23 protein-coding genes and 3 tRNA genes are annotated in these 26,530 nt (G+C 35.5%); 19 read left to right on the top strand and 7 right to left on the bottom strand.

Annotated elements, in window-relative coordinates:
• Window positions 1-124 precede the first annotated feature (124 nt).
• The 5 genes from BUC06_RS11180 (at window position 125) to BUC06_RS11160 (ending at window position 6,443) form a co-directional block, all read left to right on the top strand.
• On the top strand, window positions 125-652 hold the full coding sequence (locus BUC06_RS11180) for a hypothetical protein (protein ID WP_073333820.1): 528 nt from the start codon (window positions 125-127) through the stop codon (window positions 650-652).
• 79 nt (window positions 653-731) lie between these two features.
• A complete protein-coding gene (locus tag BUC06_RS11175; protein ID WP_073333818.1) occupies window positions 732-2,600 on the top strand; it encodes a hypothetical protein in 1,869 nt (622 codons plus the stop codon).
• Between the two features lie 187 nt (window positions 2,601-2,787).
• Entirely contained in the window at window positions 2,788-3,615 is an 828-nt protein-coding gene (locus BUC06_RS11170; RefSeq protein WP_073333815.1) for an N-acetylmuramidase domain-containing protein, read from the top strand.
• Window positions 3,616-4,139: 524 nt separating this feature from the next.
• The gene (locus BUC06_RS11165) at window positions 4,140-4,934 is read left to right on the top strand and encodes an FkbM family methyltransferase (RefSeq protein WP_073333813.1); all 795 of its coding nucleotides are present in this window, start codon (window positions 4,140-4,142) and stop codon (window positions 4,932-4,934) included.
• 9 nt (window positions 4,935-4,943) lie between these two features.
• A complete protein-coding gene (locus BUC06_RS11160; protein WP_073333810.1) occupies window positions 4,944-6,443 on the top strand; it encodes a lipopolysaccharide biosynthesis protein in 1,500 nt (499 codons plus the stop codon).
• Here the strand turns inward: BUC06_RS11160 and BUC06_RS11155 are convergent.
• The 4 genes from BUC06_RS11155 to BUC06_RS11140 form a co-directional block, all read right to left on the bottom strand.
• Window positions 6,436-7,482 carry a hypothetical protein gene (locus tag BUC06_RS11155; RefSeq protein WP_073333807.1) on the bottom strand — a complete coding sequence of 349 codons (1,047 nt, stop codon included), beginning with the start codon at window positions 7,480-7,482 and terminating at the stop codon, window positions 6,436-6,438. The genes BUC06_RS11160 and BUC06_RS11155 overlap by 8 nt on opposite strands.
• A 92-nt stretch (window positions 7,483-7,574) precedes the next feature.
• Window positions 7,575-8,429, bottom strand: coding sequence for a glycosyltransferase family 2 protein (locus BUC06_RS11150; RefSeq protein ID WP_073333805.1), 855 nt, complete (start codon window positions 8,427-8,429; stop codon window positions 7,575-7,577).
• A 90-nt stretch (window positions 8,430-8,519) separates the two neighbouring features.
• The gene (aspA, locus tag BUC06_RS11145; protein ID WP_073333802.1) at window positions 8,520-9,920 is read right to left on the bottom strand and encodes an aspartate ammonia-lyase; all 1,401 of its coding nucleotides are present in this window, start codon (window positions 9,918-9,920) and stop codon (window positions 8,520-8,522) included.
• A 70-nt stretch (window positions 9,921-9,990) separates the two neighbouring features.
• The gene (locus tag BUC06_RS11140; RefSeq protein WP_073333799.1) at window positions 9,991-11,016 is read right to left on the bottom strand and encodes an N-acetylmuramoyl-L-alanine amidase; all 1,026 of its coding nucleotides are present in this window, start codon (window positions 11,014-11,016) and stop codon (window positions 9,991-9,993) included.
• A 135-nt stretch (window positions 11,017-11,151) separates the two neighbouring features.
• Between BUC06_RS11140 and BUC06_RS11135 the strand changes: the two genes are divergently transcribed.
• The 3 genes from BUC06_RS11135 to BUC06_RS11125 all read left to right on the top strand — a co-directional run bounded on the left by BUC06_RS11135 (window position 11,152) and on the right by BUC06_RS11125 (window position 11,448).
• Window positions 11,152-11,236 (top strand) — tRNA-Ser (locus BUC06_RS11135).
• A 31-nt stretch (window positions 11,237-11,267) separates the two neighbouring features.
• Window positions 11,268-11,342, top strand: a tRNA-Pro gene (locus BUC06_RS11130).
• Window positions 11,343-11,374: 32 nt separating this feature from the next.
• Window positions 11,375-11,448 (top strand) — tRNA-Arg (locus BUC06_RS11125).
• A gap of 598 nt (window positions 11,449-12,046) precedes the next feature.
• Here BUC06_RS11125 and BUC06_RS11115 read toward each other — a convergent pair.
• Entirely contained in the window at window positions 12,047-13,066 is a 1,020-nt protein-coding gene (locus tag BUC06_RS11115; protein ID WP_073333797.1) for a helix-turn-helix domain-containing protein, read from the bottom strand.
• Between the two features lie 435 nt (window positions 13,067-13,501).
• Here BUC06_RS11115 and BUC06_RS11110 point away from each other — a divergent pair, with 435 nt between their 5' ends.
• From BUC06_RS11110 to BUC06_RS11100, 3 genes are read left to right on the top strand one after another with little or no spacing between them, the layout of a single operon-like run.
• On the top strand, window positions 13,502-14,128 hold the full coding sequence (locus tag BUC06_RS11110) for a hypothetical protein (RefSeq protein ID WP_139263348.1): 627 nt from the start codon (window positions 13,502-13,504) through the stop codon (window positions 14,126-14,128).
• 11 nt (window positions 14,129-14,139) lie between these two features.
• Window positions 14,140-16,941 (top strand): DUF8202 domain-containing protein, encoded by a 2,802-nt coding sequence (locus tag BUC06_RS11105; protein ID WP_139263347.1) that lies wholly within the window; start codon window positions 14,140-14,142, stop codon window positions 16,939-16,941.
• A 20-nt stretch (window positions 16,942-16,961) separates the two neighbouring features.
• Complete coding sequence (locus tag BUC06_RS11100; protein ID WP_073333788.1) at window positions 16,962-17,462, top strand: hypothetical protein; 501 nt, start codon at window positions 16,962-16,964, stop codon at window positions 17,460-17,462.
• A gap of 115 nt (window positions 17,463-17,577) precedes the next feature.
• Here BUC06_RS11100 and BUC06_RS11095 read toward each other — a convergent pair whose 3' ends face one another.
• Entirely contained in the window at window positions 17,578-18,558 is a 981-nt protein-coding gene (locus tag BUC06_RS11095; RefSeq protein WP_167367415.1) for a helix-turn-helix domain-containing protein, read from the bottom strand.
• A 623-nt stretch (window positions 18,559-19,181) separates the two neighbouring features.
• Here BUC06_RS11095 and BUC06_RS11090 point away from each other — a divergent pair.
• The 8 genes from BUC06_RS11090 (at window position 19,182) to BUC06_RS11055 (ending at window position 26,048) form a co-directional block, all read left to right on the top strand.
• Entirely contained in the window at window positions 19,182-19,571 is a 390-nt protein-coding gene (locus BUC06_RS11090) for a helix-turn-helix domain-containing protein (protein WP_228423702.1), read from the top strand.
• Window positions 19,572-19,762: 191 nt separating this feature from the next.
• On the top strand, window positions 19,763-20,098 hold the full coding sequence (locus tag BUC06_RS11085) for a transposase (protein WP_073333779.1): 336 nt from the start codon (window positions 19,763-19,765) through the stop codon (window positions 20,096-20,098).
• Window positions 20,099-20,149: 51 nt separating this feature from the next.
• On the top strand, window positions 20,150-20,782 hold the full coding sequence (locus BUC06_RS11080) for a hypothetical protein (RefSeq protein ID WP_073333862.1): 633 nt from the start codon (window positions 20,150-20,152) through the stop codon (window positions 20,780-20,782).
• Between the two features lie 10 nt (window positions 20,783-20,792).
• Entirely contained in the window at window positions 20,793-21,428 is a 636-nt protein-coding gene (locus tag BUC06_RS11075) for a hypothetical protein (protein WP_073333772.1), read from the top strand.
• A gap of 6 nt (window positions 21,429-21,434) precedes the next feature.
• On the top strand, window positions 21,435-22,097 hold the full coding sequence (locus BUC06_RS11070) for a hypothetical protein (RefSeq protein WP_073333768.1): 663 nt from the start codon (window positions 21,435-21,437) through the stop codon (window positions 22,095-22,097).
• Between the two features lie 999 nt (window positions 22,098-23,096).
• Window positions 23,097-24,374 carry an erythromycin esterase family protein gene (locus BUC06_RS11065; RefSeq protein ID WP_073333765.1) on the top strand — a complete coding sequence of 426 codons (1,278 nt, stop codon included), beginning with the start codon at window positions 23,097-23,099 and terminating at the stop codon, window positions 24,372-24,374.
• Window positions 24,374-25,276, top strand: a complete 903-nt coding sequence (locus tag BUC06_RS11060) for an ABC transporter ATP-binding protein (RefSeq protein WP_073333762.1) — start codon at window positions 24,374-24,376, stop codon at window positions 25,274-25,276. Before BUC06_RS11065 ends, BUC06_RS11060 begins: the two co-directional genes overlap by 1 nt.
• Window positions 25,269-26,048 (top strand): ABC transporter permease, encoded by a 780-nt coding sequence (locus BUC06_RS11055; protein WP_073333759.1) that lies wholly within the window; start codon window positions 25,269-25,271, stop codon window positions 26,046-26,048. Before BUC06_RS11060 ends, BUC06_RS11055 begins: the two co-directional genes overlap by 8 nt.
• Window positions 26,049-26,146: 98 nt before the next feature.
• Here BUC06_RS11055 and BUC06_RS11050 read toward each other — a convergent pair whose 3' ends face one another.
• Window positions 26,147-26,530 (bottom strand): hypothetical protein, encoded by a 384-nt coding sequence (locus BUC06_RS11050; protein ID WP_073333757.1) that lies wholly within the window; start codon window positions 26,528-26,530, stop codon window positions 26,147-26,149.

Raw genomic sequence — 26,530 nt, 5'->3', positions numbered from 1 at the left:
ACCGATTAATTAAATCAGTTTAATCTATTAAAACAAAACCTTTTAATAGATTTTATCCTTAACGTACAAAATTTTACTTTTCGTCGACTGACCCCATAACTGGGGTGCAGCGGGAGGATTTAGCATGGGATTATTCTCTATCGGAGCTAAAGCCGGAGGAAAAAACGAAAGAACCCAGATCAATTCAGATTATACAAGCATGGATATTTCCTTCAAAATCGGAAAGGTAAGAGTAGAAAGAGGCTGGTTCAATCAACAGTTTATAGAATCTAAATACTGGAAGCTGCACGAACAGTCTCCTCAAACTTTGAACGGCGATATGATCAGCGATGGAAAAGGTAAAGGATTAATGCCATCGATCATCACGGAACTGATCATTGCAAAAGATGTTTCTCTGAACTTTAAAGACAGCAGTTCGGCATACACCGAGGCTAAAAATTCGATATCTGCAGGCGGCGCGGTAGGAATAGGACCTTTTGTGATCGGAGGAAACTACAGCTACGACAATCAGAACGTAAAGTCCAGCTATGAATGGGAAGGCAAAAAGCTTGTCTCGAAAGGAATTTACATCATCGGATACAAATGCCACATCGTCCCTAAATCTCCCAACCCAAATCCAGAAATCAAGAAATGGGCAGACGGAAAATCATAATCCTATAGATCCTTCTCAATAAGAATAGCCGGCGGAAGTTTTTTCTGCCGGTTATTCACCTAAACCAAAAACTATACCCATGAAATATTTTGTAGCCGTCTACCAGAAACTTAAGAATATCTATATGTCGCAGAGTTCGATGGAAAATGACCTGCCGATGATCTGCCCTTCTCTTAGAGTTTATGATAACGAGGAACTGGAACTTCTGAAACCTCAGAGTCTGCTGAACGATGAACAGAAAAAAGCACTTTCAATCATTAAAAAGCAGAATGTCGCTTATGAACTCAACTCCGTTCCTATTTCACCGAATTTCTGGGATCTGAATCCTAACAATTCTTTATTTGATATTTACAGAGATATTCTTGACAAAAACAACCTTAAAGACCTGGAGGAAAATCTGGACAAAGTTCTGGATCATAAAAGTCCTGTTCTTTTCGACGCTAAAAACAGTGATACAAAGGAATTTAAAGCTTATAAAAAATACAGAACGCTATTTGAAGAGGCTGTGAATAAAATAACTGATCACCTTGTACAGTTTGAGGGTCTTGATACTGATGAAGAAAAAAGCAACTGGAATGACAAACTTATCAATCTTAATAATCTTAAAGAACTTACTTTTTCTGAATGGAAAGTAAAAGGCAGTAAAGACCATATTGAAAAGGAACTGGCAAGGATCAACAAATCTTCTGATGCCGACCTCTATCTTGCCATGGCGCAGAATGCGAAACAAACTTTTGAAGCCGCGGAAAAAACAGATGTGATCAGCAATTCTTCGATTCATGATATTCATTTCATTCCGTATGATTTTATGGAAAATGAATCCGGGTGGAACAGCTTGCGTATTGAAAAATCTGAACTGGAAGGACTTCATGCCGAAGCTAAAAACAGTAATGAAAATATCCCTACTGAGATTTTATCCATCGATTATGATGAAAGTATGATTCAGGCTGTAGAACTGGATTATTCTTTTGTGCATTTAAAAAGAAACTGGTTCAACAAAAATTTTATGCTTTCTGATTATTTTGAATGGAAAGAACCTAAAAAAATAGCAGACGGAGAAACAATTTCTAATGATTTTAAGCTTCCCGCCTTTCCGAAAACCATGATTCTTATTAAAAATCTGAAAGTGATTCTGGATCCATCTATTGTCAGTGCCAGTGTGAGCAATACCGAACAACTTATTTATTTTGGCCCGATGGTGATGAAACAGCAGGTCTTTATCAACAAAAACAATAACCAAAGGTTTCTGAAAGCGATCACGAATGTAAAAACCATCAAGTCTGACCAACTTAATTATTTAGCAAAGAAAACAGTCATTGCAGAAAATAAAGCACCCATTATCAGCAGCTTCAACGCTAAAACAGCTATCGGATCTGAACCTGCAGAAACTATGAAGACAGCAACCCATGCTTCTTTCTCCGGAAAGACAAATAGGGGAAATATGATTAATGCTGTTAAAAATTTACAGCCCCTTAATCCTGTGCCTCACGGAGCGAGTCCGGTTCAGCCTGTAAATCAACCCACAAACCCCATTAAAGTACCCTGGGGTTCCTGGGTACCGAAATTCCCAACTATTCCAACGCCTACACCAATTCCTATCCCGGTTTCATTGCCGCCGGAAGGAGCCGTTGTACAGTTCAGGGTTTCGGATAAGATCAATAATGATCCCATTTACAAATGTGCTATTTCCATCAAGGGAACCAATAACAACAGGATTTTTGAGATTGAAAGCAATGAAGCGGGCATGATCAGTCAACTCATTCCTCCCGGGGATTATAGTATTGAGCTGAGAATAGATGATTATGCAATTTTAAATCAAAACTTCAGCATCACCAACATATTGCCGCTTAACCTGGAATACAAACTACAGAGGGAGGAGGTAAAATTTAAATCATACTTTTTAATTGGGATGATTTGTGAGAGAATGCCGCGGATACCTGTTAATTAGACGTTAGATTTCAGACATGAGACACAAGACCTGAAGATTTTCAGATTCTGATGTTTATCTAATATCATTCACTATTCACTATTCACTATTCACTATTCACTATTCACTATTCACTATTCACTATTCACTATTCACTATTCACTATTCACTATTCACTATTCACTATTATTTATAAAAAAACATACCCATGAAACTTTTAAAATATTATACAAAAGCACCGGAAGTACTCACCTTATGTGAGATCCTGTACAAACTTGGATACAGCATTAAGATTTCTAATGCATTCACTTTGGAGGTGGATGCCGCCGTGAAAGATTTTCAGAGTAAAAATTCTTTGGTTGTAGATGGAATTGTAGGCGTGAAAACCTGGGCTGTCCTGTTTGAAAAAGACGAAAGACCTTTAAGTCAGACTGACAAATTTCTCAAAGAAAGCGATCTTGTGAGTTTCGCAGATGAATACAGCCTTGAACTGGCTGCAGTAAAAGCCGTGAATGAAATTGAAAGCAGCGGAAAAGGGTTTTTGATCAATAACAAACCTAAAATTCTGTTTGAAGGACATATTTTCTGGAACGAACTTAAGAAAAGGGGCATTGATCCTAATTCTTATTATAATGCAAACAGTCAGAATGTTCTTTATCCGAAATGGACAAGAGTACATTATCAAGGCGGCGTTAAAGAATACGACCGACTTAATGAAGCGATTGGTCTGGACAACAGCCCTGATTTTGAAGAGGCTGCATTATCTTCCGCTTCCTGGGGCAGTTTTCAGATCATGGGTTATCATGCTGAAAATTTAGGCTATACCGATGTTTATCATTTTGTTTCGCAAATGGAAGTCAACGAAGGGGAACATTTGAAAGCATTTGGAAAGTTTCTGGAGAAGAACAACTGTCTTGTACATCTCAGAAATAAAAACTGGGCGGGTTTTGCCAGGGTATATAATGGATCCGGATATAAGGAAAATAAATATGATGAAAAGCTGGTGAAGGCTTATGTAAAATATTCTCAAGATTAAATATTTTTCCCCACAGATGGCGCAGATCTCTCAGAGGATTTTGTGAAATCTGTTAGGATTATTTTTGTGAACGCTGTGACCACCCCGTCAAAAATTCAAAGAATTTTCGACACCCCTCCGTGGGAGGGGAATTGTTGCCCATTCAATAGTTGTTATGATGAAGATCAAAGATTTTCTTAGACCTTAAGTGATCTTTTTCACAATGCTTTCCAACTTAAAAATAACTGAATTGTTTAAAAAATTTTATGATTGTAATAAAATTATAGTGGATATCAGATTTTATTCTTAAATCAATTTAAACAGCACTTCGGTTCATAATGAATTCAGTCAATTCAAAAGAAATACTACTTTTGAATGGTTCTTCCGAAATCGTCTTTATGACAAATCGCCAACCTGCTAGAGTTCAATTTTTTACAAAAAGTAACTTTCCAGTTACGAATTGATAATCAAACGGTTATATTTGTCTTTTTTTAACATTAGTTTAACATTTTTGCTTATCTTTGCTTTTCGTCAAACAATCAAGGATGTCTTTATATCAACAAATTGCAGAAAAACTACAATATATAAGTCCGAGTTTTTACAAGAAAAGATATTTTAAGAATTTAAACCATCTTACTCAAGCTAATTTTTCGGTACGGAATGTAGAACCGGAACTGGTATGGATCAAGGAATACCTTCCCAAAAATGCTGTAATTCTGGACATCGGAGCTAATGTAGGAACTTTTCTTTATCAGTTGGAGAATAAACTGAATCATGAAAATATTTATGGTTTTGAACCGAACAAAAAGCTTTACCGACGTCTGAAAAGACTTTTTCCGGCAATGAGGGTATTTCCCTTAGCTCTTTCTGACGAAAACACTACTGCAGAATTTAAAGTTCCCATCATTAATGGCAGACAGATCGCTTCCCGGGGCACTTTAAACACATCATACAAAGAAAAAGGTGAGGAAAAAAGCTACACCGAGGAGGTGAAGGTGATCAAACTGGATGATTGGGCTGCTATAGAACATTTCGACAGACTGGACTTTATCAAAATAGATGTGGAGGGAAATGAAATGAAAACCCTTTCCGGCGCTAAAGAAATCATCACACGATTCCTTCCGACCTTAATGGTCGAAATGGAACAGAGACACCACGACAATCCCATCTGGAACGATATTTCTGAAGTTAAAAACTGGGGATATGAAGCCCAATATCTTAACCGTAAAAGTTTTAAGCTGGAACTTCTGACGGAAGAGATCTTAATACACAATACCAACGATGAAAAAAACAAAACCAGCTATATAAACAATATCATTTTTACGCCAAAAAACCATTAAAAGAACATTATGAGTGTAGTAGCGAGACAGGGCTTCAAATATTCTATCATAGGTTATATTGGTTTTTTGCTGGGAACCTTTTCTATATTTATTTTCACGAATAATCTTGAGTTCTACGGAACATTAAGATACATTATGCCAACCGCAGAAATGCTGGTTCCTTTTGTCGTTTTCGGGATCTCCTATTCCAATGTGAAGTTTTTCCATAAAGTAGATCAGGATGGAAAACGGCACAATATGCTCACGCTTTCGCTGGCTGCCGTTTTTATCAATTTCATTTTATTTTTGTTCATTTTTTTTCTGCTCCCCTACGTTTTTCCGGGATTTAAGAATATGAAAGCCTGGAAGATTAAGGAAATCATCCTTCCTCTTACATTAATGCTTTCATTTTGTGCTATTTTCAATAAATATATTTCAAATTATAAACGGATTGTTGTTTCCAATATTTTTGATAATCTTTTTCCCAAAATTGCTAATCTCGGCGCGTTCCTGATTTTCATATCTCTGGTCTCACACTATCCGGCAACCTCATCGATACCTGAAAAAACAGCATTGCTATTTTTCTTCGGAATGTTTTTTTTAATGTTTATCGGTTATATTTTTTACACGAACAAGCTGGAAAAGATTCAATTTGATTTTAGTACGGAATACTTTAAAAAAGATCATTTTTACAAGGAATTTGCCGCTTATAGTTTCTTTGGATTTTTAGGGACTTTTGGAAATTATCTTGCAATCAACAATTTTATGATTGGAGAATTTCTGGGAATGGAAGAAGTTGGAATCTACTCTATTCTTTACGCTCTGATTTCATTAATCTCTGTTCCACAGTTAGGACTGTTTAATATTTCTGCTCCGATCATCAGTAAAGCTTTGGCTGACCGTGATATGGATGAACTCGACAGATTTCACAAAAAGACATCTTTATCTTTGTATTTTTTAGGTGCGGTCCTTTTTTCATGCATTATGGTAGGCTTCCCTTATCTTACTCATTTTATGCCAAAAAACGGAGTCATGTTAAGAGAATACGAACCTGTAGTCTGGATTTGGGGATCTGCTGTTTTGGTTGATTTGGCAACGGGATTTAACGGAAATATCATTTCACTTTCCAAGTATTATAAATTCAATATTCTGGTGATGCTTCTTCTGGCAGGACTTACCATTGGTTTAAATTTCTATTTTCTAAAAAATACAGATCTGAAGTTGATTGGTGTTGCTTTGTCCACCGCTATTTCTCTCACAACATATAATGTAGTAAAAATTGTATTCAATTACTTTGTGTTTAAAGTTTCTCCGTTGACGATCGAAATGATTTTCGTTTCAATCATCTGTACTTTAGCGATTACCGTAGCGATTGTTTTACCTACTTTCAATAATAATTTCATCAATTTAGTCTACAAACCAAGCGTTGTTTTGATCTTGATTTATATTGGAAATCATTTCACTAAAGTTTTCCCGATCGAGGATTATGTGAATGCAAAATTTATTAAGAGTATTTTTAAATTTAAATAGCAATCAATCCGGAAAGGACCTTTTCAAGCTTTTTCAGCACTGAATTTCTGTTGTAATTTTTCTGGAAATCGAAACGGGTGTTTTTAAGCTCTTTAAACTGCTCTAAAACATTTTCCTTCTCAGGGATAATAAATTCTAATTGGGAAGGATAATCTTTAGGAAAAACGGCTATTTTAGAATATCTGATGGCATCTCCCAGGTTTCCCGTCATTTTTGTACGGCCGTATATTTCTTCCCTGCTGAAAAATTCTGCTTTCTGCTGAATAGGACACCAGAGAATATCTGCCTTCTGCATTCCTTTTTGAAAATCGGTATTCGAAACTCTGTCAGAAAAATAGTGTACGGAGATGTTTTCAGGAAGTTGCTGAGATAGTTTCTGAAGCTGTTTCAGTTCACTGTCTGTCGCTTTTCCCAGAAATATAAATTCACACTTTTCTTTTGTTTTTACATGTTGAATGGTTTCAAAAACGTGGTGATAATCTCTCCTTTTTTGAGAAACTCCTCCGGGAATAACAACGGTAAGATGCTTATTTTCCGCTTTTTCGAAATTTTCGCTGTAAAAAAGAGGCAGAAATTTATACTTATCTGATGAAAGCTCTTCATCCAGTATCAATAGATTTTTGGCATTCCGATAGACTTTCGATGTATAAAACAAACCTTCTTTCCACCAAAGTTTCAGTCGATACACAACATCGCCCTTAAAAATACTTTTCATCAAAGCACCTTTGGAGGCGACTGAAAAATTGATATTGTGAACAATGACTGCGGTATTGTATTTTTGGACTAATGCGTGGAAAGTATTGAAATACCGGTGAACAGTTCCAATAATGATCAAGTCATATTTTTTCAACTTCAGCTGTTCCATAATCATCGAACTGTCTGATAAAAAAACGGTTTCTCCAGTCTGCTCCACTCTATCTTTTATCTTTTTCGAAAAATAATACTCTACATTACATTCTGAAGAGTCCTTCATAATATCCATGAAGGCCTGTGCAATTTCTGCGTGGGTGTCTATTTCGATGTAGGCAATTTTTTTCAATTAGAGATTAGAGATTAGAGATTAGAGATTAGAGATTAGAGATTAGAGATTAGTAAAGGTAAATGGTTTTAATGAATGTTAGTCTATCATTTTTAGATTTTAAGCCATTTTTTCCTGAGTGTTTTCCAGCGTTGAGCGTTGATGGCTTTCTGCTCGTCTTTTGAGATTTTCAGTTCCAGTTTTTCTGTTTTACAGGCTTCGTAAACTTTGATGATGCTAAAGAAAAAAGAAACAGATTGACTCTTCGCCGCTTCTTTTGAGGCAGCAATATAGGCGAGGAACCTATTCAGTCCTAAAAAATAAAAATATCTGCCGTAATAATCTGCCGGCCTGATGGTATAGTCAGCTCCTTTCACTTTGATCAGTTTTACCTGAAGTTCGGGAAGGACGATTTCTCTCCAGTTCAGATTTTCCAAAAGAATGGAATCCATATTATCCCATCCTAATGTTTCCCTTATTCCGCCCATCTGGATAAAACATTCTTTGCGGTAAGCTTTCACAGGGCCTCTTACATGATGTCTATTTGAATTGCCTTCATACACCCAAGCTCCCTGTTTTTCCACGTACAACAAGCCGCCAACAAGTCCGTATTCAGGGTTGTGTTTAAAAGCATTTTGTATGGTCTCCAGATAATTTTCAGGAAGAATAATATCGGCATCAAATTTACAGATGATATCAAATTCATTTATATTCCGGGTTTTCAGTCCGTTTTTAAATGCATGGACGACTTTAGAACCTGGCTGATGTGATGATTTCTGAAGATCTACCGTTTCAAAACGGGAATCCTGACCGGTATATTTCCGGATGACTTCCTGTGTTTTATCCGTAGACCCGTCATTAACAATCACCGTTTTAAAATCTTTAAAGCTTTGCTGCTGTAAAGAATCCAGGGTGAAGGGAAGATTTTCTTCTTCGTTATGGGCAGGAATGATGATTAAAAACCTCACGTGTTTAAGTTATGAGTGATGAAAAATGAATGATCAATGATAAATTCCTGACACAGAAGTATCATTCATCATTGATCATTCATAGTTTTTCTATTTGTTATGCGGTGTCAGCATGTTTTTAGGATCTAGAATTTCATCTAATTTTTCCTGGGAAAGAATACCTTTCTCTAAAACAAGATTATAAACACTGTTTCCGGTTTCCAGGGCTTCTTTTGCAATCTCTGTAGACTTTTTGTATCCGATGTAAGGATTCAATGCCGTTACAATACCGATGCTGTGTTTTACCATGTTCAGGCAGATCTCTTTATTGGCTGTAATTCCTACCACACACTTATCACGAAGCGTATCCAATGCATTGCAAAGGAAATTAATGTTTTCCATGATCGCATGAGAAAGCACAGGCTCCATGACGTTAAGCTGTAACTGCCCTGCTTCTGCGGCAAAAGTTACGGTAAGATCATTTCCGAATACTTTGAAACAAACCTGATTGACCACTTCCGGAATAACAGGGTTTACTTTTCCAGGCATAATAGATGATCCCGGCTGCATCGGAGGAAGATTGATCTCAAATAATCCGGCTCTAGGTCCTGAGGAAAGTAATCTTAAATCATTACAGATTTTTGAAAGCTTTACAGCAAGACGTTTTGTAGCAGAAGAATAAATTACATATGAACCTGTATCTGGTGTTGCTTCAACGAGATTGGGTGCGGAAACAACCGGAAAACCGGTAATCTGAGCCAGATTTTTCGCACAAAGTGTAGCGTAGCCTACCGGAGCGTTTAATCCTGTCCCGATCGCCGTAGCTCCCATATTCACTTCTACGAAAAGGTCTGCATTGTTATTTAATTTAGAAATATCTTCTTCCAATGTGGCAGCATACGCTTCAAATTCTTGTCCCAAAGTCATTGGAACGGCATCCTGAAGCTGAGTACGGCCCATTTTGATCACGTCATGAAACTCATTTCCTTTTGCACGAAAAGCTGCAACAATTTTCTCCAGTCTGTCCACAAGGCCAATGTTCATGTGCAGCAAGCCCATTTTGATTGCTGTAGGATACGCGTCGTTGGTGGATTGGGAAAGGTTGATATGGTCGTTCGGTGAGCAGAATTCGTATTCTCCTTTATTTTTTCCTAATTTTTCTAAAACGATATTGGCAATCACTTCATTCGCATTCATATTGATTGAAGTTCCGGCCCCTCCCTGAATCATATCTACAGGAAACTGGTCGTGGTATTTTCCTGCTACAATTTCATCACAGGCTTCCGCTATTTTGAAATATAGGTTTTCATCAAGCAGACCCAATTCATAATTGGTTTTTGCTGCGGCTTTTTTTACAAAAGCCAAACCTTTGATAAAATCCGGATAGGAAGACAGAAGCTGTCCTGAGATTTTAAAGTTATCGATCGCTCTTTGCGTCTGTACCCCGTAATAAGCGTCTGCAGGCACATTTAATTCGCCTAACAGATCGCTTTCTTTTCTGAAATTTTCCATTACAGATAATTTAGCTGTTTTTTATTTTTAGATATAACAAAAACGCATCTTAACCGATGCGTTTGAATTTTTATTTCGCTGGATATTTTTGATTTAAAGCCTGAAGGATCGCCCATGTTTCGGCGTCCATGATCCCGTCATAATTCTGAGGACGGAAATGATACTGGAAAGCTTCGATTGTTTTTTTCGTTGCATCATCCCATTTTCCACTTAAATCCAAATAGTATCCGAATTTCTGCAATGCAGTCTGAACAACAAAGATAAACGACGGATCGATATATCTTACAGAAAAATCTGCCTGTGAAAGAGTGAGGAAGTTTTGTTTTGCCGTTTCGTCATACCACATTCCAAGCTGGTATTCATCGTAAAGCTTTTTCCAGGGAAACATTGGTCCCGGATCCTGTTTTCTTGTAGGTGCGATATCTGCATGGGCCAGTACATTGGTTGCCGGAATCTGATATCTTGTTACAATATCTTTAGCAAGAGCGGCCACTTTCCTGATCTGATCGTCACTAAAGGCTGCGAATATCTTTTTTCCTGCAGCATCAGATGTATATCCTGTATTAACGATTTCAATGCCTATAGAGGTATCATTAAGATTTTTATCATTTCTCCATGCACTTACGCCTGCATGATAAGAACGCTTATTCTCATCAACCAGCTGATAGATTTCATTGTCTCCGGTATTATTAACCAGATAATGGGAACTTACGCCCTGCTGGGTAAGTACAGTAATGGATTTATCGTCTGGAAGTGCTGTATAATGCAGTATAAGGTATCGCTGTCTGAAATTCTGTGCAATGGCAGGAAAATAAGTCTTTACTACTTTATATCCGATGGGTTTCGCTGAAACGATAGAACCGTAACTTGCGGTGTTATCATTTTTTGCAGGATCTGCCAGATTGGTGGTAAAGAATTCTACCCCGTGTTCATTGGTAATTTTAGGTTTCGGAGTTTCGGCTACCGGAGTTTTAACTCCAGGTTTGGCCTGTGATACCGGGGTTTTCGGCTTGTAAGTATTTTTTTTTACATTTTGCTGGGAAGTACATGAAAAAACAAAAGTACTTAATCCGATGATATATAATGTCTTACGCATCAGTTTATTTTTTTAACCATTTATCACTTCAAAAATACGCAAATTTTTCTTGAATTTTATTTGGTAAATAAAGAAATCTGTTCTATATTTGCACTCGCAATAACGGAACAACGATCATTAAAAAATAAGAAAAAAGGAGGGTTGCCAGAGTGGTTAATGGAGCAGTTTGCTAAACTGTCGACGTGCAAGCGTCGCAAGGGTTCGAATCCCTTACCCTCCGCTATTTTTTCTTACACTATCAATATATACTTCGGGGCGTAGCGTAGTCCGGTCATCGCGCCTGGTTTGGGACCAGGAGGTCGCAGGTTCGAATCCTGCCGCCCCGACAGTTTTATTAATTTTCTCAAAATTATTTAATGGGTGCGTAGCTCAGCTGGATAGAGCATCTGCCTTCTAAGCAGACGGTCTCAGGTTCGAATCCTGACGCGCTCACTTAAAAAGACTTTACATTTTTGTAAAGTCTTTTTTGTTTCTATTAGTTCCATGTGCTATCTATACATACTCTATTCAGACAATATTATGTTGGACATTCTTCAGAAGATCTGAAGGAAACGCTAAGGAAACCCCTTCACATCACAAAGGATTTACTTCAAAAGCCAAAGATTGGGCGATTGTCTATTCTGAAATTCTAAATTCATACAAGAGAGAACAAGAAATAAAAGCATGGAAAAGCAAGTCTAAAATCAGAAAACTAATTGATACATCAACCAACATAGAGCATCCCGATTTATAATCGGGACGGTCAAAGGTTCGAATCCTGACGCGCTCACTTAATAACACCATTAGGATAATTTAGGCCAAATGGTTTCATTTTATTTATGAAAACAAATATTTTATCTTTTTCAGTTTGTCTTGAGGCTAAAACTCTTTAAAAACAAAATGATTCAAACAGGATTTGAACTTGCTCTAAAACACTGAAAATCATTTTTTTTTAATAAATCATATATTCCTTAGAAGCAAAAGTTCAAAACCTGTCAAGTTATTCAGAAAGGCTTCGAATTTCTTCATAATTCTCATTTGGTCCAACAATCTATTTTGCATTTTTTTGTAAATTATAAATATAATCAGTGGGGGTTATACCTTCTATTTGCTTAAAAACTCTATTGAAAGTTGATTGGCTACTAAAACCGGATGATGTATAAATGTACATAAGGGTAATTTTACTGAGATCATTCTCGTTGATCAATTTTTTAACATGTTGTATTCTACAAAAATTGATATAATGACTAAAACTTGAGTATCCGTTTAGTTTAATTGACTTTGCAATATATAAATTGTTCACTTTTATCAGATGAGATAGTTGTGAAATAGTAAAATCAGCATCTTTAAAACTAAGTTGTTTTTCAACGATGTTTTGAACATTTTGAAAAATTTCAGAATATTTATTAAAATCTTTTTCACTGGAAAAATCCTGTTTTAAAATTTCATTATTATCATTCCTGTTAATCTCCAATTTAGATTCTCCAATGCTAGTAGAATTTATATCCTTTTCAAAATTTGCAGCAATTTTCACGGATTTTATTTTATCGTTATAATATAACAGCAAAACAACAATAATGATATTTGTAGATCCCACTAATGCATCTGAAAAATCAGTGCTATTGTAACTTGGAGTTTCAAACCATAAAAATTTACTCATAAGGGTTACAAAAATAACAATCAACAGAACGTACAATGTATACACATATACATATTTCTTTTCCAGAAATACATATGCACCAATAGGAACAGGCATTACCCACAATGCTGTTCCAGCTGAATATCTCCAAAAATAGAGCATTATAAAAGCGGAAAAGAGAGGATCAAAAATTAAATAGAGATGAACCAATGTCTTAATATGATAGGTTTTTCTTCTTAGAAGAAATGTATACAATAAAACAAGAAAGTAAATGAATGTAACCAGTGCAAAATTTTCATCCTTTAACGTGACATAAACTATAATTGAATACAGGCATAAAGCAACACATAATAGATATACAATTAAAGATATGCAGCGCCTCTTTAAATCATCTTCGGTATTTTCAGATATACTATTATTATTCAAAATCATATAAATATAAAATTTGACTTAATTAATCATCTGGTTTTAAATCAGTTAATACATTTTAAACTAATTTAAAAATCTGATTTATGCTCATAAATTATGACTGTCACAAGCAACTATCTTTGCATGTAAAGATAAAAACTATATATTTTGCTTACAATAAGATGATAATTGAACTTTTCAATTAAAATACAATAAATATATTGCATTTACTTATGATATTAATTTTAAAACCTCAATATAAATATCAAAATCCCACCTCTTAACCTGTAATTTTCAATAGAACATTATTTGGGTCATTAAAATACCATATTTAACCACCCTACATATTCATAAGAAAAAACCTTAATTCCCTCATTTCCAATCTGATTCAAAAATATTCTGAATCAGAAAGTATTGAGACATATAAACCCTGTCCTTTACTATAATAAAGCACACATAATGAAACCCTTATTACAACTGTTGAAGCCTATTTTGCCCTTATACAAAAGGGCTTCACTGTTGTTGTTTTTAATTTCAGCCACACAGACGCTCAATGCTCAGTCTTTTTATTTTGTAAAAGGTACTGAAATCACAATTGATGAAACCACAACATTCTTTGTTACAGACTCCGGAAAAATAAGCCAGGAAAGACTGAGGGATTTTGAAGGGCAAATTTCAATAATAAACCACCCTTTAAGTGAAACAACACAGCTTATAAAATCAAATCTGAATCCAAAGAAAGAGAAAAAGCAATCATTTTCAAAATCTTCCAAAAAAAGAGATGAAACCTACCAAAAAGCAAAAGCCTCTGAATTTATAAAGTCTTTCCCTTATAATTTCTTTTCATCCTATCAGGAAGAGGTAGCGATTTTAACATCTGTTTCCAATATTAAATATGATCCGAAGTTTTTAAATGAAAATATAATATTAAAAGCCTTACAAGGATATTCCGCCCATATCAACAATGAAATAATCAATAATACTTTTCTTTTTTTTAATGATTATCATTTGTCACAGTATATGACCCGTCCTCCACCTTCTGAATTTTATTTTAAAGAAACATATTCTCAATATTTAAAATTTTAAAGAAAATTAAGGTGAAAAAAATAAATACTTTAATGGGTATATTCCTGATGATGAATATGCCCATGCTCACAAAAGCGCAAAGTCCCGGTGGAATTGCCGGACATCAGCTATGGTATAAAGGTGATGCTGGAATAATAACTGCCGGAAGCAATGTGATTGGATGGAACAACAGCGCTTCTGCTTTATATAATTTGGTTCAACAGGGCGGAGCCACTACTTTGCCCACGTCAAGTCAGATTAATTTTAATCCGTCCATAAGATTTGACGGTACAGATGACCGTTTAGCCACAGCCTCTAATATTCCACAAACTGTAACAACTACAGCTTCAGCTCCCTATACAACATCGCAATATGTTGTTTATCGGAAACTGGGCTCAGCAATGAATCCTATCTACAATCATTCCGATGGTGCCGGAGGAACCTGGAATGTGGGTGGCAATTCAGACGGTGGGATGTTAATCACAAACCGCAGCATTATCACAACAGCTCCAACTATAAATGAAACCCGCCTTCAATCACTCAATGGAACTTCTAACGCAGCTACGGCATATCTTAATGGAAATCCAATATCCACTACATTTAACAATAGTACTGATATAGCAGGATCCGCAAGATTCTGGGTGGGAGCCGAAGGTACCAGTATCAATAAGTTTGCTAATGCCGATATTGCTGAAATTATCATTTACAATACAACACAAACTACAGGACGTCTACAGATAGAAAGCTATCTTTCTTTGAAGTACGGAATTACAAAATTTGGTAATTACATTGCCTCGGATGGAACAACAAATTATTGGAATGCCGTCACCAACGCGGGGTACCTCAGTAATATCACCGGAATTGGTAGAGATGATAACTCTCTATTGTATCAAAAACAATCGATGAGTATTAACTCAGGGCAGCAGATACTGATTGGACTTACAGGTATGGCCAATACCAATGCTTCCAATTCCGGAACGTTGACCGATCGGCAATTTCTTCTTGTAGGAGATAACGGGTTGGCAAAAACACCTTCGGTTGCAATCAGTGGTATTCCGGGAGTTAATTATCGCTTTGACGCAGTCTGGAAAGTTCAGAATACCTCGTCAGTAGGCACAGTAAGAATTATGTGGCCTCAAGGATTGAATAATTTAAAACTTGTTCAGAATAGCTCAGATCCTACCTTTGCTGTAGGTAATACCGTTACCGATATGTTGGCCAATACGCAGACTATCAACGGAGTTGTTTACAACTATGCTGATGTTTCGCTAGCAGATGGACAGTATTTTACTTTTGCGGCTCAGATATATGCTCCCGGAGGAGTCATTAATAACCTTCAGGTTTGGAATAAAGCCGATTTTGGAACAAATACAACCACCGAAGGCGGTACAGTAACATCCTGGAACAATTCAGCAGCCGTTGGCGGACAGCTCCAGGCATTATCGGGATTCATCAATCATAGTGCAAGTCCTACCTACATGAATTTGGGGTCCAATTTCAATCCGGCAGTAAGAATGGTTGCGGGTGCAGGATTAGGAATGCTCAATGCTTTTTCTGCAACAGCAACAGCAACAGGAACCGGAGGAACATTCTACAGTGTATCTAAAGCAGGTGCCGGAGGTTCTCCTTCAGTTGGTTATAATGTACAAATGAATGTAAGCGGAGCTCCATTAAATTTATCTGTGATTTCACCATATAACGCTGCAGAAATGGGAGCATATATTAGTAATGCTACTACTGCAGGCTTATTTACGTGGAATACAAGTATAGACAGAACAGTAGCTAACTTATTCAATCCATCCAATAACAATATTTTAGGTTGGGCATATATTACAGGAGTGGCAAGTGCTTATCCCTACAAAATAAATGGTAAAAGTGATGTTCCAGCCAGTTATACACCTCCCTTATTTACAGGTAGAAACTTTCACCTGAATACAGATACGGACGGAGGTCTGGAAAGAGGAGGATTTGACTATCAGGAAACTATTGGATATGAAAGACAGATAACTTCTGCTGAGCAGAACAGAATTGAAAGCTATCTTGCAATTAAATATGGTGTTACTTTAGGCACCTTTGCATCTCCTGTGAATTATACAAGTACTAACGCTACCAATGTATGGTCTACAGCTGCCAGTTCCTATCAGACCAACGTGATTGGTATAGCAAGAGACGATATTGAAGGTTTGCATCAGAGAATTTCAAAATCACAGGATGCTGTAGCAGATATTATTACCATGAGTACCAACAATGATTTTACCACCGCAAACAGCGGTGCTAATCACACAGATATTGCTAATGATCAGTTCTATTTCATAACGGGGAACAACGGTGCGGCAACAACCTACAATGCGCAGAACATAATGAACCGCAGATGGAAAGTACAATCCACAGGAACAGCACAGAATCTGTATATCAAGACCTCCGACATTCAGGCTACTTATCTGGTTTATGCGGATGATGCTGCCATCACTACGAATGTTGTGAATATACCTTTAACAAGCAACGCTACTCCCGGGATCCAAATTCCAAACGGAAAGTTTTTTACGTTTGCAAAATTCAGCTTCTGTACAAAAGACCCGAATACCTCTCCTGCGGATACCATTACAAAAATCGGTATTACCATTCAGACTAAACAAAGCGGATGGCCGGAAAACCTTCCAAATGGTGCTGTAGCTCTGGAATCAAAAACAAGAGGTTTCGTTGTTACACGTTCTCAAAGTTCTCTTGTGGCAAACCCTGTAGAAGGTATGCTTATGTACGACATAGTAGATAAATGCATGAAACTTTACAACGGAACAAGTTGGCATTGTGTCGTGAGAAGCTGTAATGAGTAATAATTTTTAAATTAATTAAAATGAAAAAAATAATAATCGCAACAATCATTTTGGCCAGCTTTTCTTGCCTTACAGCACAGGTGGGCATGGGCAAAGCTTCTGTAGATGGAGATGCTATTCTGGATTTTCCTTTATCCAATACAGGAATTATCCTTCCTATGGTAGATACTCTTCCAACAGGAACTGCGGCAAGCAATGGAACATTTTTGCTGGACAAAACAGATCTTAGAGTAAAAATGCGTGAAAATGATTTGTGGGTATCGCTATCCGATGCCGGAAGTCTTACGGGCACAATGGCCAATGCTTCTGCGGAAGCAGGAGGAGGTGTCATTATTGGTGCTGCAAGCTCTCCAGCACAAGGAGTATTGGTGCTTGAATCAGCTAGCAAAGCATTGGTTTTACCCAAGGTTAATAATCCTGTGACAAGTATGAAAAGTCCTGTCGCAGGAACGATATGCTACGATATAGTAAGTAAAACAATCGCTGTATTTGATGGATTGAAATGGAGCTTTTGGAAATAAAAGTATTCTCATAGCAATAGCAAGGTCGGCACGAATATGCCGACCTTTTTTTGGAATATAATGTAAAACCTTGGTCAATAATTGAAGATTAATCAACAGCTACAGACTTTCCGGATTATGAGTTTTCCTTTGTTTTGATCATCGTTATAAACTCGGATGGGGTTATTCCTTCGATTTGCTTAAACACCCTGTTAAAAGTAGATTGATTTGAAAACCCGGATTCTGTGTAGATGTACATCAAAGTAACTCTGCTGATATCATTTTCATGAATCAGCTTTTTTACATTCTCGATTCTGCAGGTATTCAGGTAGTGATTGAAGTTTGAAAAACCATTTAATCTAATTGATTTAGAAACATATAAATTATTAGATTTCAACATATTAGAGAGTTGAGAAATCGTAAAATCTACATCTTTAAAATAAGCCTTCGTCTCTACCATGTTTTTCACCTCTTCAAATAAAGCTATATACTTGTCTATGTTCTCGTCCTCTGAGGAAATCTCCTTATCTTTTTCAATGAATTCAGCAGGTATGCCCACTTGAGCATCATTTGTAAAATTAACATCCACTTTATTCTGATTGTCCGTATAAGAAAATCCCATCCTATTATGGGTATTCTCTTCTATTTTCACTTTCATGATTTTTTCATTGTAATACAATAAAACTAAGAATACAGCCAGATTCACCAAGCCAACAAAGGTGTCAGAAATTACAATAACATTTACATCGTTTAGCGCGAAATAATCAAACGTAAAAAATCTGTTAAGAATACTCACTGCAACGATGATCAGAAATATATATACCGCATAAACATAAACGTATTTTTTACCGAGAAAAATATGAGCTCCCAGTGGCACCGGTAACAGCCACATTGCAGTAGCAGCAGAATATCTCCAAAAGTCAAGCATGATAAATCCTGCAAATAACGGTGCATACGTCATGTAAAGATGCACAAGGACTTTAATATTGTAGCTTTTACGGATAATCATAAATGTATAAAACATTAAAACGGAATAAGCCAACGTACAGGCTGCAAAAAAAGAATCTTTAATAACGAAATAAAATACCAAAGAGTATCCTAGTAATATTCCTGACATTAAATTCACATACTGAGAAATCAATTTTCTCTTTAATGCATCCACAGATGTATTTATCAATTCGTTATTAGTGACCATCATAATGTATTTCAAAAAACAACTTATACAAAACACTGATTTACAACATATTAAAAGTTATAATGAAATTTAAAATTCAATTTAGGGTTGAAATTTTTGATTGTTTCTATCAACTAATTTTGCAAAAGTAAGTTACAAATCTAATAATATATGAGGACATTTAAAATAATGAAAAATATCAATCATTTTTCAATTTCTTATATATAACTCTTTATATAGGGAAAGAATATTATGAAACCTATAGTCTATCAGACAAAAAAAACACTTATAAATGAAAATACAAATATTTACAGAAAAAAAACTTAAATGAATAGTGGAGATATAAATAAGCAATAAATTCTGCCAGAACTATTTTACAACGGACAATAAAGTACGTCTAACACAAATAATATAATATTCTCTACAATAAAGACTTTACACAGTACTTTTCACCCCCTCTAGTATTTTTCAAGAAAATTTTAGCCATGTATTAATACTGTAGCAGTCTTTTTTACTTTTTAATACGATTTATTTTAATGAATTTTAAAGATATCAACATTGGCCTCATGGTCAGTAAACGAGTTTTGGAATGTGATGTAGACATTACCCAGCTTTGCAAGTTTTTCAAGTGTTCCAGCGAGGATATTTTAGCTATGTATAATTCTAAAAGCCTTGATTCTGAAATTCTTTTGAAATGGTCCAAAATTCTGGAATATGATTTTTTCAGATTTTATTCCCAAAACCTGATTCTTTATTCTCCGGCTTCAGCAGATAATAAAAAGAATAAAGAAAATTCGAAAATGCATCATTTTCGTAAAAATATATATACCAGAGAGGTAATTGATTTTATGCTTGAAATGGTTGAAAAGAGAGAGAAAACAAAAAAGCAAATTATTGAAGAGTACAATATTCCTAAAACTACTTTGTACAAGTGGATAGAGAAAAACAGAAAATAAACAAATATTGCTGAAAATCATTCAGCTTAAACGAAAAAAATTCTGGAGCAATGAAGTATTTTAAGAGAGCCCTCATCACCATCAATCTATTTTTAACAAAAATCACAACACAGATTATCAACTATTTAAATAAAATGAGGTAAAATAATAACTCTTGAAGAATTAATAGATCTAAAAACCGCCCCACAAGAATGAAAAAAGGAAAACACGAAGTAAACCCACCCTACTATAAAAAAATATATTCTGACATCCTTGCTAAAAAATTTCCCGATAAGCTCAACGAATGCGAATCTATACTATCAAAAAAGCAATTAAGTGTTTTGGACATTATTCAGCTTAATCAAAGGATTTTTGGCAACCATGAAATATTTTCAGAGAATCAGCGGCTTCGTTCTTATGATGATCCATCTATTCTCAAAATACTCAATTATCAAAAAAAACACAACCTCAATAATACACAATTGTCAATTCATTTTAAACTAAGCCGAAATACCATCGCCAAATGGAAAAGCAAATTCAAAGTTTAGATTCTACATTTGAATACTGAGAATAAAAAAAAAATTTTAAAACAAAAATTAATGATTAAAATTATTTCGACAGTACTGTTACTCGGTACTATGATTTCTGTGCATGCTCAAAGCGCAGGAAATGTTGGGATCAACACATCTACTCCTGAAAAGGAACTGACGGTGAATGGCACCATGAAAACGTCGGGGATGACATTAAAAGATCCGATTGAAAAACTGGGACCAGATGAAAATTATTCTTTTTTAATTAAATCTCCGTCTCCCCAGAACAAGATCACATCTTATAATGATTCTTTTGTGCCTACTACTCCGGCACCTATTAATCTTATTCAGTTTAAAATCACCTGCAATAATGATGATAAAGACTGGATAGATGAGTATGATACTAAAATCAATTCAAACAAGTTTTTAGTGGTCATAGCTTCCCATGGATTTACTCAGCCGATATATACAGTTACTGCACAGTGGATTACTCCTATGCCCGATATTTTTGCTTACAGTTCAAATGGCACCTGGAAGCTTAGGGCGGATTATGTAGGGTTCTCAACCGATGATACTCTTCCTAAAGGTGTATGGACACTCAACTTATTGGTTTTCGACAGAGCTTATGCTAGAGAATTCAATTCTGCACAAACCATTAATACCGCCGGAACAGGTGCTGCAACTGCTCCTTTAATCCAATAATTCAGATCGTATGAAAAAGATAACCACATTTTTATTTGCTGCATGTACTTGTTTCCATACTAGCGCACAAGTTGGAATAAATACAAAGACTCCACAGGGAACACTGGATGTTTTAGGAGCATCTCTGATAGAATCCTATGTAATTGATACTGTAAATTCATATGCATCGGGGAACTATTATCTTCTTACCCGTTCAAAAGATACAATGCCAATAGGTAAAGTAAAACTCCTTGATATTGCCCTTCGAAACGTAGCCCCTGTTAATACCTATAACATTATTCTTAAAAATGTAAGCCAGGATGATGTTGTCAACTTAAATACAGGATTGGAAACAAGCAAATATATCGTTGCCATCACAGGTGCCGTTTTTACAGATGCCACACCGGGCATCAATACAACAACAAGCATCAAATCATTTGGCGCGTATTCCACAGAAGTAACTTCCATCACAAACGCAGGAAAAACCTACAATGCAATTACCTTAAGCTTTCAGGGAGCAGGCACAACATCTGCCCAAAACGGAACCTGGTCACTTACCCTTTGTGTTTATGAAAAAGCACTTGTTAAAGACTGGGGAACCTATACAGGAAATATAAACAACACATTTACAGGAGTTTCAACTAACACCCCCATAGGGCTTCAATAAAAAATCATGAATAGAAAAATATATACTGTAATAATCATTTTTATAGGATTGTTCATTAATGCTCAGAATACAAAAGTAGGAATTAACACAGCAAACCCAACAGAAACACTGGATGTAAATGGCTCAAGCTATACCAATTCTTTATACCTTAGAAATCCCGGTGAACCTGATAAAACAGGCGGACATTTTCTTGCCACTTCTAAAAATACACTGGACCTGTATGATCCAACACTTGAAAGCAGCGGATTATTTAATTATATAAAGCTTACCATTTCAGGAGTTCCTGCAACGGGAATCACAGATTATGACACGAAAATAGATGCTACCAAATTTTTAGTGGTTGTGCATAATTATTCTTTTCAGCTTAATAATGGCTCTACAAAAGTTGCTCTTGATTATGGTAGTAACGGGATTAATGATAATAAACAAGGGTCTCCCAATGTCAATACATTTAAAAGCAACGGAACTTGGCACATTAGAGCTAATTTTATCGACAGTAAATTAATGGATTATTTACATCCAGATGGCACTTACAACAATTTTAAAGTTGATCTGTATTTAATGGCTTATAAATATCTTATAACCAAGCAAAATATCAATGATGATACCCAAGATCTTGGAGGCACCAACGGGTCTACACAGGCTTTAAATAAACCTTCCGGGTTTTAATATTCAGTACTTTATTTAAAATAAGTAAAGAAAAAAAATACCATTAACTGCATTTTAACAACGTTTTATTCGCTAGTCCAAACCATCAAATTCTGAAAAGCTATATGGCAATTATTATAGCTTTCTCATGAAAAAAAAGTTTTTTTCTGACCTTCTCAAAACAGGAATACAATAACTTTTCAACCTACAAAATCGATTTATTTTTGCGTAGATACTATTTCAATAAAAATGAAGGAATACATAATAACTTTTTTATGATATAGAATATAGAATATAGAAAAAAACTTGCGGAAATTGCCTTTGCAAGTCACCAAATTATGAACAACCAATTATTTCAATCAATTTTGTTGAATAATGAGCTTACCACTGAAATCATTTTAGATGTTATCAATAAAGGGAATGCATCCCGAGATCCTTACATTTAAGAACATCTTATTTTTAGATTAGATCAAACTAAAACCAACTGGAAGCCAAGACAAAATAATTTCAACCATATAATTATCAACCACATACATTTAAAACAGATTCAAGATCTTCTAAAAAGAGGTTTGAAAGTCGTCCAAAGAAGTTCATTTAAAAGACTTTACAAAAATGTAAAGTCTTTTTTGATTATATAGCCTTCTTCTTTTTATAGTGATTCCTTTTTCTGGATCAGTTAATCATCTGTGAAATTCCTTCTCTCTTTGTACTCCTTATAATTCGTAGTATCAAAATTATACTTTGTGCTAAAAAAAGAGTATTCTATTTTTCGTCAACTATTTCAAATGATCCATTTCCACCTGACCTCTCTTCCACTTTTAATTAAATAGTTCTGCTTCCGTTTAACATTAATTTATTTTACTGCCTGAAATAGCCAATGACAATTCGTCACAACTTTATCTAATGGCACTATTTTCATTATTCTTATAAATAATTCATACCTAACCGTAACATTATTTAACAAAACAGCACTTATCAATAAAAACAAAATAAAATTTATCAATCTGTAAATTTTAATTCATGAGAAAAATACTTTATAGTTTTATCATTTCTGTAATGGCCATTTTTGTGCTTAACCAAATGATATATCAGGAAATTCCGGAGAAGGATACCAAAGAACAATTGTCAGAAATTGAGCGTTACAAACATCCTGTAAAAAGTATTTCTATGGAATACACTGACAACAGTGATCTGACAATATTTGACTCTATTCTGAAGGACAATAAAGTACTCATACTTGGAGAAAATACTCATTATGACGGCTCCACCTTTGAAGCAAAAAGCAGACTCATTAAATATCTTCACGAACATATGAACTATAGTGTTGTGCTTTATGAAGCGGGACAGTATGATACCTGGATCATGAACGATGAAATGAATCACCACAGACTTAAAACTTCTGCAGATTCGATCGGAGGCCTTGGACTTTTCGAATTCTGGTGGAACGCCAAAGAAACCCAGCCACTGATCCGGTATTATCAAAAAACGAAAACATCCGTTAATCCTATTGAAATCGGAGGTTTTGACATCCAGTTTTCGGGAAGCGCATTAGCATCCAAACGCGGAAAGCTGTTAAAGGAATTTTTAAGCCGAAATAAGATCGATAGTACTACTTTTCCTATTTTAAATAAACATACCGGTGAGCTCAATCAATTTATGTATCCAAAGTATGTGAACAGGGTGTTAAAAGGAAATCAAAAAAATGAATTCCTCAAAGAGATCACCAGACTTGAACAGATTGTTTTAAGGCTGGATAAAGCACCAGAAAATACAATGTATGCACGATATTTTCACGACATAAAAGATAATATGACTAAAAACTGGAAATACAAACCGGGATCTATGCCCAGCATGCATTTCAGGGATTCCCTGATGGCCCGGAATCTCATGTATCAAATCGATTCTGTTTATCAAGACAAAAAGGTAATTGTATGGTGTGCCAACATTCATTCTTTTGCAGAAAGATACAGTAAAGATTATCTTCCACTAGGTTCTTATATCAGAAATAAATACGGAAAATCATCATATATCATTGATTTTTCATCATACGCCCAGCAATACAACAATGGAAGTATCTCTGACAGACCAGGAAAGTTTGCGATTGAAAATATATTTCACAAGACAAAAAGCCCCTATTTCTTTCTTAACCTAAGAAATGTTCCGGAAAACTCATTCCTGAAGAAAGAATTTGTATCTACGATCAACCAGAGAATGGATATGAAAAAGAACTGGAGCCGTTCTTTTGACGGAATATTTTATATAGACACCAATATCGTTTTAACACCAATCAAGAAATAATGGAAAGTATTATTACTCAAGACCTGAGCTATACCATAGGTTCTAAAGCTATTTTAAACAATATCAGTTTAAATGTTCCGGAAGGCAGTGTCTATGGCTATCTGGGAAGAAACGGAGCCGGAAAATCCACGACTATAAAGCTGCTTCTGGGACTTTTGGAAGAGACGGACGATAAAATTTTCATCCAAGGTAAGAGTTTAAAACAAAACCGAACAGAAATTCTCGCCTCCACGGGAAATCTGATAGAATCACCCTGTTTTTATACGAAACTGACGGTTCATGAAAATTTAAAATATCTGGATATTATCTACGGCAAAGGAAATAAAAGAATTGATGAAGTTCTGGAGCTGGTAGATCTTCACAAGGAAAAGAAAAAGAAAGCCAACGCGCTATCGATGGGGATGAAGCAGCGACTGGGAATTGCCATGGCCATATTTCATGATCCTCAACTGCTGATCCTGGACGAGCCTCTGAACGGTCTGGATCCCCAGGGAATCTTTGAAATGAGAAAACTTTTCCAACATCTGAATGAAAAGGGTAAAACGATTTTCCTTTCCAGTCATATCCTGAGCGAGCTGGAAAAAACAGCTACTCACATCGGAATTATCGAAGGCGGCAAAATGGTTTTCCAGGGAACCAAGAACGAACTCCTGAGCCAAGTGGAAAAAGATCATATCCTAAAGATCAGCAACAGCGAAAAAGCAATTTCCGTCCTGAAGGAATCTTTTTCCGTTTCGCAACACAGTCTAAATAAGATTTCAGTAAAGGCAAGTGGTGATGAAAAATTTAATTTACTCTTAAAAACAGTTATTGAAAACGGAATTGAGATCTACGATATAGAATCTCAGAGCACAAATCTAGAACAGATCTTTATTAATTTAATTTCTAAAAGCCATGACTAATACTTTCTACAAAGCTTTTTCTTCCGAGCAATACAAACTTTCCAAGAATAAGGAAATTTTCGGTATCCTTTTGCTTCCCGCCCTTATCATATTCGCTATCGACCTTTATAACGTCTACAGCATTGTTACCGACGGCGGAACGGGAGTGATAGAAGGAACATCCAATCCGTGGAAACTGATCTTGGGAAAGTCAGTATCTCTGTTTCTTTATATGCTGTACCCAATACTGGTTTCTCTGTTTGTCTATGCCTGTTGTGATGTAGAGTACCAAAATAACAATTATAAAATTCTTTTTACCATCCCTGTTTCAAAGTCGAAAATATATATTTCAAAAGTCCTTTTCATGTTGATGACGGTTTGGTTTTCTATGATTTTGACATACCTTGTTTTTCTTCTGAGTGGTTATCTTTTCAGTATTATTTTCCCGGAACTCGGATTTCAGAATTATGATTTCAGAGAGGTGATATTTTATGTTTTCTTAAAATTCACCATTACCCTTTCTGCCATCACCATGATTCAGCTGACTCTGAGTCTTATTTTCAAAAGCTTTATCTATCCTATAGGTTTTAGTGTGTTCATGCTGATTTTTTCAGGGCTTGCCAATGAGAAAAAGTTTTCTGATTTTCTGGCGTATACGGGAGGTTATAAGTTGTATGGAAATTTAATGTCTGAAAACATTTCTTTTGAAAGATTGGATTACTGTAATATAGCTGCAGTGCTTATTTTTGCGGGAGTGAGTTTTTATTTGTTTGTGAGGAAGAAGGGAGTTTGATTTTTATAAAATGGCTAAATCTGGTGCTTTGCCAAATAAAAAAGAATCCGTCTCACAAATTGTTTGTGAGACGGATTCTATTAATCTGAATTCTTACACTAACGTGTAAAATAATATTTCTGCCGGTCTTTTGACAGAATTACCGTATCCTTTTTTTTATACGATTTTATTTCAGTTCTGAATACCTGCGGATTTTCCTGATCCGGGTGAAGTATTCCGTACTGTGTTGAAATAACATTAAAATCAGCATTTTTCGGCTCTTTAAATCTTGCGATTAAGTAAATTTTCTTATCACTGGTAAAATCATCCACAATCCCGACCTTTACCTGAATGGTATCGGAGTTATTCACAATCTTATCATATTCTGAATGGTTTTCCCTGTCTGATCCCACCGGAAAATATTTATTAAAATTTCCTCCGGGACATGAACATAATGATAAGCATACAAGCAGAAAAGCGCTGATTTTAAATATTATTTTCAT

Source organism: Chryseobacterium carnipullorum (assembly GCF_900142785.1).
Classification (GTDB): domain Bacteria; phylum Bacteroidota; class Bacteroidia; order Flavobacteriales; family Weeksellaceae; genus Chryseobacterium; species Chryseobacterium carnipullorum.
Note: the sequence above shows the minus strand (reverse complement) of the source record. Positions and strands in the feature narration are given on the sequence as shown.

Excerpts from the sequence above, each read along its gene's own strand:
- BUC06_RS11180 (WP_073333820.1), top strand. The coding sequence starts at position 125 with ATGGGATTATTCTCTATCGGAGCTAAAGCCGGAGGAAAAAACGAAAGA.
- BUC06_RS11175 (WP_073333818.1), top strand. The coding sequence starts at position 732 with ATGAAATATTTTGTAGCCGTCTACCAGAAACTTAAGAATATCTATATG.
- BUC06_RS11170 (WP_073333815.1), top strand. The coding sequence starts at position 2,788 with ATGAAACTTTTAAAATATTATACAAAAGCACCGGAAGTACTCACCTTA.
- BUC06_RS11165 (WP_073333813.1), top strand. The coding sequence starts at position 4,140 with ATGTCTTTATATCAACAAATTGCAGAAAAACTACAATATATAAGTCCG.
- BUC06_RS11160 (WP_073333810.1), top strand. The coding sequence starts at position 4,944 with ATGAGTGTAGTAGCGAGACAGGGCTTCAAATATTCTATCATAGGTTAT.
- aspA (WP_073333802.1), bottom strand. The coding sequence starts at position 9,920 with ATGGAAAATTTCAGAAAAGAAAGCGATCTGTTAGGCGAATTAAATGTG.
- BUC06_RS11140 (WP_073333799.1), bottom strand. The coding sequence starts at position 11,016 with ATGCGTAAGACATTATATATCATCGGATTAAGTACTTTTGTTTTTTCA.
- BUC06_RS11115 (WP_073333797.1), bottom strand. The coding sequence starts at position 13,066 with ATGATTTTGAATAATAATAGTATATCTGAAAATACCGAAGATGATTTA.
- BUC06_RS11110 (WP_139263348.1), top strand. The coding sequence starts at position 13,502 with ATGAAACCCTTATTACAACTGTTGAAGCCTATTTTGCCCTTATACAAA.
- BUC06_RS11100 (WP_073333788.1), top strand. The coding sequence starts at position 16,962 with ATGAAAAAAATAATAATCGCAACAATCATTTTGGCCAGCTTTTCTTGC.
- BUC06_RS11095 (WP_167367415.1), bottom strand. The coding sequence starts at position 18,558 with ATGTCAGGAATATTACTAGGATACTCTTTGGTATTTTATTTCGTTATT.
- BUC06_RS11090 (WP_228423702.1), top strand. The coding sequence starts at position 19,182 with ATGGTCAGTAAACGAGTTTTGGAATGTGATGTAGACATTACCCAGCTT.
- BUC06_RS11085 (WP_073333779.1), top strand. The coding sequence starts at position 19,763 with ATGAAAAAAGGAAAACACGAAGTAAACCCACCCTACTATAAAAAAATA.
- BUC06_RS11080 (WP_073333862.1), top strand. The coding sequence starts at position 20,150 with ATGATTAAAATTATTTCGACAGTACTGTTACTCGGTACTATGATTTCT.
- BUC06_RS11075 (WP_073333772.1), top strand. The coding sequence starts at position 20,793 with ATGAAAAAGATAACCACATTTTTATTTGCTGCATGTACTTGTTTCCAT.
- BUC06_RS11070 (WP_073333768.1), top strand. The coding sequence starts at position 21,435 with ATGAATAGAAAAATATATACTGTAATAATCATTTTTATAGGATTGTTC.
- BUC06_RS11065 (WP_073333765.1), top strand. The coding sequence starts at position 23,097 with ATGAGAAAAATACTTTATAGTTTTATCATTTCTGTAATGGCCATTTTT.
- BUC06_RS11060 (WP_073333762.1), top strand. The coding sequence starts at position 24,374 with ATGGAAAGTATTATTACTCAAGACCTGAGCTATACCATAGGTTCTAAA.
- BUC06_RS11055 (WP_073333759.1), top strand. The coding sequence starts at position 25,269 with ATGACTAATACTTTCTACAAAGCTTTTTCTTCCGAGCAATACAAACTT.
- BUC06_RS11050 (WP_073333757.1), bottom strand. The coding sequence starts at position 26,530 with ATGAAAATAATATTTAAAATCAGCGCTTTTCTGCTTGTATGCTTATCA.